Consider the following 12,871-nt stretch of genomic DNA (forward strand, 5'->3'; position numbering starts at 1 on the left):
GCGAATTAACCCGGGCCGGCGCAAAAAATGTGTCGGCCACGGGAATAACCACAGGCGTTCCGGTGTCACCACACCGGGCGGCGTTTCACTGGGCGGAAGATGTGACGGAACTTTGTCTTGCGTCCCGCGTGGATGAGGCTCCGAACTGCCGCCGGTCACGGCTCACAGTCAGACAGGACAGATGATGCGACACAAAATTATCGCGACCGCGGCCATGGGCCTTGCGCTCATGGGCGGCATTGCCCTGGCCCATGCCGCAGCCCCCAAGCGCGTCCGTGGCACGGTCACGGCCATCACGGCAACCGAGATCAGCGTCACCACGCGCAGCGGCACGGCGGAGAGCTTTGCGCTGAATGCCGATACGCATTTCCTGGGCGAAACCACGGGCGGCATGTCGGATATCAAATCCGGCAGCTATATCGGCAGTGCTGCGGTGCCGATGGCCGGTGGCGGCGGCAAGCTGAAGGCCATCGAAGTGACGGTCTTCCCGCCCAGCATGGTCGGCGTCGGCGAAGGCCATTACGATTGGGATCTGGGCAAGAACAGCTCCATGACCAACGGCACGGTGGGCAGCCTGATGATGTCCAACGGCAATACGATGGCCGTGAAATACAAGGGCGGCGAGAAGATGATCGTCGTGCCGGCCGATGTGCCCATCGTCACCATCGCCCCGGGCGCGATGAGCGACGTCACCAGCGGTACCAAGGTCATCGTCGTTCCTGCTAAGGGCGACGCCAAGACCGCTGCCGCCGTGCTGTTCGGCCGCAACGGCATCACGCCGCCGCAATAAGCAACCGGCCTTGTGAGACGGGGGCCGGTATGGCCCCCGTTGACGGAGACTGACAATGTCCAAGGCTGCGGCGAAGACCCGGAAGGGTCGATCGGTCATCGTTCACCCGCTCGTCGTGCGCATTACGCATTGGGTGAATGCCTTCGCGATCGTCTGCATGGTGATGAGCGGCTGGCAGATCTACGATGCCTCGCCGCTGCTGCCCTTCGTCTTTCCGCCCACCATCACGCTGGGCGGCTGGCTGGGCGGGGCCATCGCCTGGCATCTGGCGATGATGTGGCTGCTGATCGCCAATGGCATCCTTTATCTCGGCTACGGACTGGCCTCGCGCCATTTCAAGAAGTCGTTCTTTCCGCTGAGTGCGCGCGGCGTCTGGTCGGATTTCCGGTCCGCCCTGCATTTCAATCTGTCGCATACGCCGGGCGTCTATAATGCGGTGCAGAAGCTGCTCTATCTCGGCGTGTTGTTGCTGGGCATTCTGGCTTTCCTCTCCGGCCTCGCCATGTGGAAGCCGGTGCAGTTCGAATGGCTGGCCGCCATCCTCGGCAGCTACCCGTCGCTGCGCTGGCTGCATTTCATCGCCATGACCGGCATCGTCGGTTTCGTTGTCATCCATCTGGCGCTGGTCATCATCGTGCCGCGCACCTTGCCGAGCATGATCACCGGCCGCGTGCGCCTGGATGACGAAACGGGAGTGCATCATGAAGCGTGAACCGGGGCTGATCCGCCCGAAAGACGCGGCCCCCGAACTCAAGCGCGTTGAGCGGCGCCTGCTGCTGAAATCGGGCCTGTCGCTGGGCGCTCTGACCATGCTGACGGGCTGCAATCTGGCGGACGGCGACGATGTCGACCGCGCGCTGTTCGCCATGTCCCGTTTTAACGACCGCGTGCAGGCTTTCCTCTTCAGCCAGACGCGTCTGGCCGCGACCTTCCCCGCCAGCCGCATCACCAATCCTTTCCGCTTCAACGCCTTCTATGACGAGGACGATGCGCCCGAGATCGATGCCTCGGACTGGAAGCTGGAAGTCTCAGGCCTCGTCGCGGACAAGTCACCCTGGACGCTGGCGCGGCTGCGCGCCATGCCGCAGGAAAGCCAGATCACCCGGCATATCTGTGTGGAGGGTTGGAGCCAGATCGGCGAATGGAGCGGCGTGCCGCTGCATCTGTTTCTGAAAAAGATCGGTGCCGATACGCGCGCCAAATATGTCGGCTTCAAATGCAGCGACCGCTATTATTCCAGCATCGACATGCCGAGCGCGCTGCATCCGCAGACCATTCTGGCGCTCGATTTCCTGGGCAAGCCGCTGCCGACGGAATTCGGCTTTCCCATGCGGCTGCGCATTCCGACCAAGCTCGGCTTCAAGAACCCCAAATATGTCGCGTCGATCTTCGTCACCAACGACAATCCCGGCGGCTATTGGGAAGACCAGGGTTATAACTGGTTCAGCGGCAGCTGAACCAGTCGGTCCGCCGGTCTGTCGCTATAGTTTGTCAGAACGTGGCAGATTCAACCCGTCATCCCGGCCTTGAGCCCGGATCTTCTTACTTTGGCGCTCAGGAAGAAGATCCCCGTGACAAGCACGGGGATGACGGTGTTTCAATAGGATTTTGACGCACTCAATCCCCGGCCTGCTTCTGGCGGACCTTCTCCAATTCCTCGGCCCGGCCGGTATTGTCCCAGGCAACGTCCACGTCATCGAAGCGTGACCCCTGACGCTCGGCCATCAGCAGTTTCTCTAGTGTCATAGCGCTCTGGCGGGACGCGAGAACGAAGCCTTCCTCATCGCCGTAAAGCGGCCGCAGCTTGTGGAAGAAGCGCTTGTCCTGGCGGCGGAAGATGGCGGCTGCGCGATGCGCCTGATGCGGATGCACGCCAAGCTTAACCAGCGCCGAACGGCCGAGGGCCAGCGACCCTTCGAAGGTCTCGCGCTCCACTTCGTCGGCACCCTGGTCCAGCAGTTCATAGGCGGCGCGGCGGTCCCAGGCGCGGGCGATGATATGCAGATCGGGGAAGGCGTGGCGTGCACCGGCCACCAGTTCCAGCGCCTTTTCGCGGTCGTCGATGGCGACGATCAGCAGCTTCGCCTTTTCGGCGCCGGCCGCTTGCAACAGGTCGATGCGGGAGGCATCGCCATATTGCACGCGCTGGCCGAAGCGGCGCAGCAGTTCGATCTGCGTCGTGCTGATATCCAGCACCGAAGTCTTGAAGCCATTGCCCCGGATCAGGCGTCCGGCGATCTGCCCGAAACGTCCGTAACCGGCGATGATGACGTCCGGATCGGCGTCGAAACTCGGCGCTTCCGGCACCGGCCCGTCGGTCTTGTCGGGCCGCGTCATCAGCCGCTCATGCGCGATGAAGGCCAGCGGCGTGAAGACCATGGACATGGCGACCACGGCATTGAGCAGCGCGCCGATATGATGCGGCAGGACATGGGCGGTGACGACGAAACCCGTCAGCACGAAGGCGAATTCGCCGCCCTGACACAGCGAGACGCCGACCATGCGGGCGTCGGCGCGCGGCATATGGAACAACTGCGCCAGACGGGTCATGGCCTCGGCCTTGATCGCCATCAGCCCGACCGTCAGCCCCAGTACCAGGAAAGGGTGGCGGGCGACGAGGCCGAAATCCAGGCTGGCGCCGACCGTGATGAAGAACAGGCCCAGCAGGATGCCACGGAAGGGCTCGATATCGGCTTCAAGCTCCCGGCGGAATTCGTTCTCGGCCAGCATGACGCCGGCCAGGAAGGCGCCGAGGGCGGGGGAAACGCCGACCAGCTGCATCAAGGCCGTGACCGCGAAGACCAGCAGCAAAGCGGTCGCCGTAAAGGTTTCGCGCAACCGGGTCTTGGCGATGAAGCGGAAGATCGGCCCGACCAGATACCGGCCGGTCGCGATGATGAGGATGACGGCCCCCAGCACGGCGACACCATGCACCCAGCCGTGCAGACCGCGGGTTTCCGCAACCGCGCCATGGGCATTGCCCAGCAGCGGCAGCAGCACAAGCAGGGGAATCACCGCCAGATCCTGGAACAGCAGCACGCCGAAGGCGGCGGTGCCGACCGCGCCCCGGCGCAGGCCCTTTTCATCCAGCGTCTGTAAGACGATGGCGGTGGAGGACATGGCGAGCACGGCGCCGCAGGCAATCGCCTGCTGCCAAGGCAGGCCCAGAATCATGGCGGCGACGGCAAGGCAGGCGCCGATGCCGATCAGCTGCGCGAAGCCGAGGCCGAAGATGGCGGCGCGCATCGTCCACAGCAGCGCCGGCCGCACTTCCAGCCCGATCAGGAACAGCAGGATGACGACACCGAATTCCGCGAAGCCCATGACATCGGCCTGATCGCCGACCAGATGCAGCGCGAAGGGGCCGATGACGGCGCCGGCAATGAGATAGCCGAGGACGGAGCCCAGGCCCGCGCGCTTGGCGATGGGCACGGCGATGACGCTGGCCGCCAGATAGACCAGCGCCTGGATCAGAACGGTATCGGTATTCATGCGCGGTCGGCCTCGATCAAAGCAGAAAGCCGCGCATCATAGGCGGCGGCCGCCTTTTCGCGTTCGTCGGCATCGATATGGATGGCGTCATGCACGATGAAGGGTTCGGCCCAGGTCAGGCCGCAGAGATGCGCGGTCGCTTCCAGCGGGCGCAGCAGCTCGGCAATGGTGAAGCGGTTATAGCCTTCGGCATGATAGGCGGCCGGGTCACCCCCGGTGCTGGCCGCGACCATCACGGTCTTGCCATGTAGCTGGTCGCCGCCACGGCCGAAAGCGAAGCCGTGCAGCAGCACGGTATCCATCCATTCCTTCAAAAGCGCGGGCGTCGAATACCAGTAGAAGGGGAATTGCAGCACAATCAGCCGATGGGCGAGCAGCTTCTTCTGCTCGGCATCCGCGTCGATGACGAAATCCGGATAATGTTTGTAGAGGTCATGCACCGTCACGTCCGGCCGTGCGCGGACGGCGCCCAGCAGCGCGGCATTGACGCGGGACCGGTGCATCGCCGGGTGTGACAGCAGCACCAGCGCCGCCCGCCCGGCATAGGACTGCGCCATCGCCGAGCCGGTATTCTCGACAATCTCCAGGCGGCGGGGCGCCGGCGTCTTGGTGGCACGCTTGCCGGTCAGGGTCTTGATGAAGCCAAGCGCCACGCGGGCCGCCTTTCAGTCTTTGCCGTCAGTGCCGATGACGGTGGTGAAGATCCGGGTAATGGGCGTGGCTATGGGTTAAAGGCCGGTGCCGATGGCCATGGCTATGCGGCTCGCCCGGCGGATCCTTGGGGTCGTGCTCGTGCTGATGATGCGCATCATGCACATGTGCGTGCTCATGCTCCATCGCCTCGTGCGCATGGTCATGCGCATGACGCTCAGCGAGGTGCAGGTAGAGACCGAATGCCATCAAAAGCCCGGCGGCGCAAAGCTGCAAGGTGAGGTGGTCGTGGAAGATCAGGATGGCGATCACCGCGCCGATGAAGGGGGCCAGCGAGAAATAGGCGCCGGTGCGGGCCGCGCCGAGCGCGCGCAGGCCGCGCATGAACAGAACCAGGCTCGCGCCATAGCCCAGAAAGCCGAGCAGGCCGGCGGCCAGAATGAGATGCGGCGGCGGCAGCACCGCGCCATGCCATAGCGCCAGCAGCAGGTTCACCAGCCCGGCGGCCAGGCCCTTGATCATGGCGACCTGCACCGGGTCGGCGGCGCTCAACCGGCGGCTGAGGTTATTATCCGCGCCCCAGGCCAGGCAGGCGGCCAGGATGAAACCGGCGCCCCAGCCGAAACCGGTGCCCGCGTCGGGATGCCAGGACAGGATGGCGGCACCGAGGACGATGGCGCCCGCGCCGATGAGGATGCGGCGGTCGGCATTCTCATGAAACACGACCCAGGCGATCACCATGGTGGCGATGCCCTCGGCATTGAGCAGGAGGGAGGCGCTGGCTGCCGGCACGCGCGTCAGGCCCAGCATCAGCAGCGCAGGCCCCAAAGCGCCGCCGATCAGCACGACGGCGGCAAGCCAAGGCAGGTCAGCCCGCCGGATCGGCGCTTCGCTGGCAGCCACCGTGCCGCCCCGGCGCTGCACGGCCAGCACCACGGCCAGGCCGAGGCCCGAGCCCAGATACAGCAGCCCGGCCAGCGCCCAGGGGTCGGTCGTTCCCAGCAGCGCCTTGGCGAAGGGCGTGCTGGCGCCGAACAGAAGCGCTGCCAGAAGCGCCGGTGTGGCGGCAGACAGGGCGCCCATATGCGGCGCCTAGATGTAGAGCAGGATGACGAAGCCGCCGATGACGCCGATGGCGACCAGGCTTGTGACCAGCATCAGGCGCTTTTCGATGAATTCCCGCGCCGGCTCACCCACAAAGCGCATGATGGCGCCGACCAGGAAGAAACGGCCGCCACGGGTGACCAGGCTGGCGGCCATGAATTCCCAGAAATGGAACTTCGCGGCGCCGGCTGCGATTGTCACGATTTTGTAGGGGATCGGTGTCAGGCCTTTGATCAGGATCACATAAAGGCCGTAGCGGGCGAACTTGTCCTGAAAGGTCTGATAGGCGTGGTCCATGTGGTAAAGATGAATGATCGGCCGGGCCAGCTGATCGAAGACGGCGTAGCCGATCAGATAGCCCAGCGCGCCGCCGGCGACGCTGGCCAGCGTGCAGATCAGCGCGTAGAGCCAGACGCGGCGCGGCCGCGCCAGGCCCATGGCGACCAGCAGCGGATCGGGCGGGATCGGAAAGAAGCTCGCTTCCGCGAAGGCGACGGCTGCCAGGAACCAAGCAGCGTGGCGGTGGCCCGCCAGGGCGATGACCCGGTCGTACAGGCGCTTGAGCATTGCGGCAGATTCCATCGTGGATAAGGGTGGGGACTTGCCATGCTCGCGGCGGCCCTTCAATGGATCGATTGGATGATGGTCCGTCGTGCGAACCTTCTGTGAGGATTTGTAATGTTGCTGAAGCCCCTGCGCCGTGTCGCTGCCACCCTCTTGGCGGGCGCGTTTCTGGCGCAAGCCGTGCCTGCCCATCCGGCCGCAGCCCAGGGCGCGCCGCCGCATGCCTGGCTGTTCGGCATGTGGGCCGGCGGCATCTATCCTGCCTCCGGCAACATGAGCGCCAAGGACTGCGCCTTGCAGGCGACCTTCGTGGTGACGCAGGACGCCATCATTCACAGCACGCTGACCCATCCGACCGCGATCCAGAACCTGATCGCCAGCGTGCGTGGCACGCCCAATGGCACGGTCTTCCTGCTCGCGCCCACCGATACCAAGCCGGATAATGCCGGGGGTATGGCCGATGATCTTGGTTTCGGCTGCCCGGAGGACAATGTGCTGCGCGTGGTGCGCGTCGGGCCGAACCAAATCGCCTTCCCGGACTGCAAGGGCTTCCCGAGCCCGCTCGTGCGCTGCCCGGACGCGCGCTGATCCAGTGATGGGCCGGGGAAGGGATAGCAGACCATGCCCCAGGATTATCCGGCCCATCCGCCTGTTGTCGTTATTACCGGCGGCTCCTCCGGCATCGGCCGCTGCACGGCCGGCATTTTTGCGGGACAGGGCTGGCGCGTCGGGCTGATTGCGCGCGGGGCCGCGGGCCTAGCGGCGGCGGCCGATGATGTGCGTGCCGCCGGAACCCGCGTCGCGGTCGCGGTCGCGGATGTCACCGACAATGCGGCGCTGGCCCGCGCGGCGGCTGGGCTGGAAGCCGAACTCGGCCCGGTGACGGCCTGGGTCAATGCTGCCGGCAATGGCGTCTATGGCCGCTTCGTCGATGTGCCGGAGGCGGAGTTCCGGCAGGTGACCGAGGTCACCTATCTCGGCACCGTTAACGGCACCCGCGCCGCGCTGGCCCTGATGCGGCCGCGCAACAAAGGCAGCATCGTCAATGTCTGTTCCGGCGTGGTCTTTCACGGCCTGCCGCTGATGACCTCCTATTCCGGCGCCAAGGCAGCGGTGCGGGGCTTCGGTCAGGCGCTGCGGATCGAGCTGTTGTTCGAGAAAAGCCGTATCCGCGTCAGCACCGTCTTTCCACCGGCCGTGAACACGCCCTTCTTCGCCCATGCCATCAGCCATATGGGCTGGCCGGCGCGGCCGGTGCCGCCGGTCTATCAGCCGGATGTGATTGCGCGCGGCATCTATATGGCGGCGCGCAGCGGCCGGCCGGAAATGACGATCAGCGGCACCGTCGCCTGTTTCGCGCTGCTCAGCCGCATCGCGCCGATCTGGACCGGGGCCGTCATCCGCCGCCTGGGTGTCGACGGCCAGCGGTCGCGGGAGGACGCGGCGGTGGAGCAGGCCCAGCCGACGGTTTTCGCGCCGTCGGACCAGGCGTCATGCGTGCATGGCGTCTTCGGACGAAAGGCCCGCCGCTGGAGCCTGCAAATGACCCTCCGCAGACTGTTTTCCTGAGATTACGGCCACCTCTTTCGTCATCCGCGCCTTCATTGCGCGGATCTACCCGCTGCGGCGTCTCGACGAGGGAGATGAGGTGCCTTGAACGTGTCAGAAGACAATGGAATCAAGCCGTCATCCCGGCCTTGAACCGGGATCTTCTTACTTTGGCGACATAACAAGAAGATCCCCGTGACGAGCACAGGGATGACGTTCCTTCAATGAAAGGCTGAAAAACCTTAGCGCGCCAGCGCGCCCTCGATCAGCGCCACCGTCTCGGCGACGCCGTACAGCGCCACGAAACCGCCAAAACGCGGACCTTCGTTCTGGCCCAGCAGAACCTGATACAGACAGCCGAACCAGTCCTTCAGCGCCGGGAAGGGGTGGCGCTTGCCGACCTCATAGACCTGCGTCTGGATATCCTCGGCTGAGGTATCCGGCGACAGGCCGCGCAGTGACGTCGCCAGATCCGCAAGCGCCGCGCGCTCGACCTCGGTCGGGTCGCGGAAGGCCTTCTTGGGCTTCACGAAATCCTGGTAATAGGCAACGGCATAGCCGACGAGCTTCGCCAGGAAAGGCGCGCTGTCCGGCGTCAGGTCCGGCGCATAGCGGCGGATGAAGCCCCAGAGGATGTCCGGGTTCTCGGCATTCGCGACAGAGGCCAGGTTCAGCAGCATGCCGAAGCTGATCGGGCTGCCGGCGGTCGCCGGCACCGCGCCGGCTTCGATGAACCAGGCCGGGTTGCTTTCGTCGACGGTCTCGTCCTTCTGCGCCTTCGCGACATGCGCCAGATAATCGTCCACCGCGCGGGGGATGACATCGAAGAACAGGCGCTTGGCGCGCTGCGGCTGGTTGAACATGAAAAGAGCCAGGCTCTCTTCCGGCGCATATTTCAGCCATTCGTCGATCGACAGGCCATTGCCCTTCGACTTGGAAATCTTCTGGCCCTTGTCGTCCAGGAACAGCTCGTAATTGAAGCCGGCGGGCGGCTCCGCGCCCAGGATGCGGCAGATCTCGCCCGAGAGCTTGATGCCCTCGATATGATCCTTGCCGGCCATTTCGTAATCGACGCCGAGTGCTGCCCAGCGCATGGCCCAATCGGCTTTCCACTGCATCTTGGCGCCGCCGCCGGTCACGGGCGTTTCATAGAAAGTGCCGTCCTCCGGGTCGCGCCAGGACACGGTACCGGCATCGGGGTCGACCTTTTCGATCAGCACCTGCATGACGATGCCGGTCTTGGGATGGACGGGCAGGATGGGCGAATAGGTGGCGCGGCGTTCCGGCCCCAGCGTCGGCAGCACGACGGCCTTGATTTCCTCATGCTTACGCAGCGCTTCACGCAGCGCCTGGTCGAAAGCGCCGGAGCGATAGGAGTCGGTCGCGGAAATGAACTCGTAGTCGAAGCCGAAACCGTCCAGAAAGGCGCGCAGGCGGGCGTTATTGTGATGGCCGAAACTCTCATGCGTGCCGAAGGGGTCAGGCACGTCCGTCAGCGGCTTGCCGATGAATTCGCGCAGCATGTCCCGGTTGGGAACATTGTCGGGCACCTTGCGCATGCCATCCATATCGTCCGAAAAGGCGATCAGGCGCGACGGCAGGCCCGTGAGCGCGGTAAAAGCCTGTCGCACCCAGCTGGTGCGGGCAACCTCGCCGAAGGTGCCGATATGCGGCAGGCCCGAGGGGCCGTAGCCGGTTTCGAACAGGGCCTCACCTTTGCCCGATTTTTCCAGGCGGGCGACGACTTTGGCCGCTTCCTCGAAGGGCCAGGTTTTCGGGGCAGGTGTGGTGCGTACGACTTGGTTCATGATGGTTCCTCACTAGGAAAGGCGCGGTATCCGGTCAATGAAGCTTGCGGTATGAGTGTGTCCCACGGACCGGGTTCCGTCTCCTTTCCGGAATGGCCTGCGCTGGCGAGCGGTACCGGCACCGCCGCCGTGCTGACGGCGGATGGCGAACTGGTGCAGCGCGACAGCCGCGAGACGGCCCGGCTGCTGGACCAGTCCGAGCCGCCGCTGCTGATCCATGCGCCGTCGACCTGGCGGCGTCTCGGCCTCAAGCCGATGCCGGCCTATGATCTGCTGGAGCTTTTCGCTTTCGTCCGTCCCGCCAAACCCGCCGTGCCGACGGCGCGCGGTCTGGCCCAGACGCTCGATCTGCCGGCCGTCCGTCAGGGACTGGAAAACGCGGCCTCTGCCCTGCCCAATCTCGCCTTCGCCCTGTTGCAGGAATTGACCCGCGACGCTGGCCTGCCCGCGAACCGTGACCTGCCGGCGCTGGCGAAGCGCATGGGCGATGCCGGCTGGCTATGGGCACCCCTAGTGATGGCGGCGCTCGACCGTGGCGGTGCCATCCCGCCCGCTGCCAAGGACGGCAATGCCTTTCGCGTCTGGCGTCGTCTGCCGGAATGGGAGGAGGGTGCGCCGCCGCCCGAGCCGTCCACGCTGCCCGTTTCCCCGGTCGAAGCGCGCACGCGCCTGGCACGGCTGGTGGGGGAGGGGGCGGAGACCCGCCAGGGCCAGGCCGATTACGCATCGGCCGCCGCGGCCGCCTTCACCCCGCGTGAGACGGCAGGCGCGCCCAATATCGTGCTGGCCGAGGCCGGCACGGGTACGGGCAAGACGCTGGGCTATGTCGCCCCCGCCAGCCTCTGGGCCGAGCGCAATCATGCGCCGGTCTGGATCAGCACCTATACGCGGCATTTGCAGCGGCAGGTCGAAAGCGAACTCGAACGGCTGTTTCCGGATCCGAAGGAACGGCATCGCCGCGTCGTGCTGCGCAAAGGGCGCGAGAACTATCTGTGCCTGCTCAACATGGAAGACGCCGTCACCTCCATGCTGGTCGGCAGCAATCCGGCTTTGACCATTCCACTCGGTCTCATCGCGCGCTGGGCCAGTGTCACCAGTGATGGCGATATTCTGGGCGGCGACCTGCCCGGCTGGTTCATTGAAATCTTCGGCGCGCCGCTGCTGGGGTCTCTGGCGGACCGGCGCGGCGAATGTCTTTACGCGGCCTGCAACCATTGGAAACGTTGCTTTGTGGAGCACGGCATCCGCCGGGCGCGCGAGGCCGATCTGGTGGTCGCCAATCACGCCCTGGTGCTGACCCAGGCGGCCTGGGGCGGGCTGGACGACAATTACGTGCCGACGCGCTACGTCTTCGACGAAGGCCATCATATTTTCGACGCCGCCGACGCGGCTTTTTCGGCTGAGCTTTCGGGCCGGGAGGCGGCGGAACTGCGCCGCTGGCTGCTGGGGGCGGAAGGGATGCGCAGCCGGGGCAAGGGCCTGACGTCGCGCATCGGCGATCTGGTGGGCGAGCGCGCGGACCTGATGGCGCCGCTCGACGCCGCGCTGATGGCGGCTCGCAGCCTTCCGGCGCCGGGCTGGGGTTCGCGGCTGACGGATGATCCCGCGCCGCCGCCGGTATCGGAAACGGCCATCGCCGAACCTTTGGCGCAGAATCCTTCTGAAGTCTTCCTCGTCGCGCTCCGCGCGCAAGTGCTCGCGCGGCTGTCCGGCCGGGGCGGGGAGGACGAGGCGCGCGCCGGCTTTGCCGCCGAATGCGATCTGCTGCCGACCTCCGATGATGTCGTCAGCGCCGCCGATACGCTGAAACGCGCGCTGATGCGCATCGCGGAGCCTTTGACCAATCTGCGCGCGCGCCTGCTGGCAAGGCTGGATGAGGAGGCCGACGAGCTGGATCAGGCCACCCGCGCGCGCATCGAAGGCATGGGCCGCACCATCGCCCGCCGCGCTTTGGAGCCGCTGAAGGCCTGGATCGCCATGCTGGCGGAACTGATCGAGCCGCAGCCGGTATCGGACACCTTTCGCGGCCATGTTCAGTTCCTGCGGCTGGATCGGTCGGAAGGCCATGTGCGGGACGTCGCTTTGCTGCGGCACTGGCTGGACCCGACGCTGCCTTTCGCCACCACGCTCGCTGCACCCGCGCATGGGCTGCTGATCACCTCCGCGACACTCCGCGACGGTGGCGAGGATGATCCCGAACAGGCCTGGAGCGAGGCCGAGGCCCGCGTCGGCGCCAATCATCTGGCGCTGCCCGCCATTCGCGCCAGCCTGCCGAGCCCCTTCGACTATGCCGAGCGCACCCGCGCTTTCGTCATCAACGATGTCGATACCGGTGACCCGGCCTCGCTGGCGGCAGCCTATCGCACGCTGTTCCTGTCCTCGGGCGGCGGCGGGCTGGGATTGTTCACGGCCATCGGCCGGCTGCGCTCCGTCCATCGCCGTATCGCGCCGGCGCTGGAGCAGGCCGGCCTGCCGCTCTACGCCCAGCATATCGACGCCATGAACAATGCGACGCTGGTCGATATTTTCCGGGCTGAGGAAAATTCTTGCCTGCTGGGGACGGACGCCATGCGCGACGGCGTCGATGTTCCGGGCAATGCCCTGCGGCTGGTGGTGTTCGAGCGCGTGCCCTGGCCGCGCCCGGATATTCTGCATCGCGAGCGGCGCATTCATCTCTCGGGCGGCGCGCCGAAGGAATTCGACGACCGCATCGCCCGCCTGAGGCTGCGTCAGGCTTTCGGCCGCCTCATCCGCCGTGTGGATGACAGGGGTGTCTTTGTGCTGCTTGACCGGCGCACGCCAACCCGGCTGCTCTCGGCCTTCCCGCCCGGTGTGGCGGTGGAACGGGTCGGACTTGCGGAAGCGGCCGCCACGACCCGCGCGTTCTTAGGGCCGCAGGGAAACGAGTAACGCC

The 12,871-nt window shown here is 65.7% G+C and carries 11 protein-coding genes; 6 read left to right on the plus strand and 5 right to left on the minus strand.

The features are described from left to right. Positions 1-184: 184 nt before the first annotated feature. The 3 genes from ASILVAE211_RS03180 to ASILVAE211_RS03190 are packed head-to-tail and all read left to right on the plus strand — an operon-like array spanning position 185 to position 2,247. Entirely contained in the window at positions 185-790 is a 606-nt protein-coding gene (locus ASILVAE211_RS03180; protein WP_227319822.1) for a hypothetical protein, read from the plus strand. Positions 791-845: 55 nt separating this feature from the next. Next, positions 846-1,502 carry a cytochrome b/b6 domain-containing protein gene (locus ASILVAE211_RS03185; RefSeq protein ID WP_227319823.1) on the plus strand — a complete coding sequence of 219 codons (657 nt, stop codon included), beginning with the start codon at positions 846-848 and terminating at the stop codon, positions 1,500-1,502. Continuing rightward, positions 1,492-2,247 (plus strand): molybdopterin-dependent oxidoreductase, encoded by a 756-nt coding sequence (locus ASILVAE211_RS03190; protein WP_227319824.1) that lies wholly within the window; start codon positions 1,492-1,494, stop codon positions 2,245-2,247. Before ASILVAE211_RS03185 ends, ASILVAE211_RS03190 begins: the two co-directional genes overlap by 11 nt. A 160-nt stretch (positions 2,248-2,407) precedes the next feature. Here ASILVAE211_RS03190 and ASILVAE211_RS03195 read toward each other — a convergent pair whose 3' ends face one another. The 4 genes from ASILVAE211_RS03195 to ASILVAE211_RS03210 are packed head-to-tail and all read right to left on the minus strand — an operon-like array spanning position 2,408 to position 6,604. Then, positions 2,408-4,282 carry a monovalent cation:proton antiporter-2 (CPA2) family protein gene (locus ASILVAE211_RS03195; protein ID WP_227319825.1) on the minus strand — a complete coding sequence of 625 codons (1,875 nt, stop codon included), beginning with the start codon at positions 4,280-4,282 and terminating at the stop codon, positions 2,408-2,410. Next, positions 4,279-4,935 carry a glutathione-regulated potassium-efflux system oxidoreductase KefF gene (gene kefF / locus ASILVAE211_RS03200; RefSeq protein WP_227319826.1) on the minus strand — a complete coding sequence of 219 codons (657 nt, stop codon included), beginning with the start codon at positions 4,933-4,935 and terminating at the stop codon, positions 4,279-4,281. Before kefF ends, ASILVAE211_RS03195 begins: the two co-directional genes overlap by 4 nt. A 25-nt stretch (positions 4,936-4,960) precedes the next feature. After that, positions 4,961-6,016, minus strand: coding sequence for a DMT family transporter (locus ASILVAE211_RS03205; RefSeq protein WP_227319827.1), 1,056 nt, complete (start codon positions 6,014-6,016; stop codon positions 4,961-4,963). A 9-nt stretch (positions 6,017-6,025) separates the two neighbouring features. Then, positions 6,026-6,604, minus strand: a complete 579-nt coding sequence (locus tag ASILVAE211_RS03210) for a YqaA family protein (RefSeq protein WP_227319828.1) — start codon at positions 6,602-6,604, stop codon at positions 6,026-6,028. 111 nt (positions 6,605-6,715) lie between these two features. Here ASILVAE211_RS03210 and ASILVAE211_RS03215 point away from each other — a divergent pair, with 111 nt between their 5' ends. Then, positions 6,716-7,189 carry a hypothetical protein gene (locus ASILVAE211_RS03215; RefSeq protein ID WP_227319829.1) on the plus strand — a complete coding sequence of 158 codons (474 nt, stop codon included), beginning with the start codon at positions 6,716-6,718 and terminating at the stop codon, positions 7,187-7,189. Between the two features lie 33 nt (positions 7,190-7,222). Beyond that, on the plus strand, positions 7,223-8,170 hold the full coding sequence (locus ASILVAE211_RS03220) for an SDR family oxidoreductase (RefSeq protein WP_227319830.1): 948 nt from the start codon (positions 7,223-7,225) through the stop codon (positions 8,168-8,170). A gap of 221 nt (positions 8,171-8,391) precedes the next feature. Here the strand turns inward: ASILVAE211_RS03220 and ASILVAE211_RS03225 are convergent, their stop codons facing one another. Continuing rightward, the gene (locus ASILVAE211_RS03225) at positions 8,392-9,957 is read right to left on the minus strand and encodes a lysine--tRNA ligase (protein ID WP_227319831.1); all 1,566 of its coding nucleotides are present in this window, start codon (positions 9,955-9,957) and stop codon (positions 8,392-8,394) included. A gap of 51 nt (positions 9,958-10,008) precedes the next feature. Here ASILVAE211_RS03225 and ASILVAE211_RS03230 point away from each other — a divergent pair, with 51 nt between their 5' ends. Continuing rightward, positions 10,009-12,867 carry an ATP-dependent DNA helicase gene (locus tag ASILVAE211_RS03230; protein WP_227319832.1) on the plus strand — a complete coding sequence of 953 codons (2,859 nt, stop codon included), beginning with the start codon at positions 10,009-10,011 and terminating at the stop codon, positions 12,865-12,867. Positions 12,868-12,871 lie beyond the last annotated feature (4 nt).

Source organism: Acidisoma silvae, from assembly GCF_020618775.1.
Taxonomy (GTDB): Bacteria; Pseudomonadota; Alphaproteobacteria; order Acetobacterales; family Acetobacteraceae; genus Acidisoma; species Acidisoma silvae.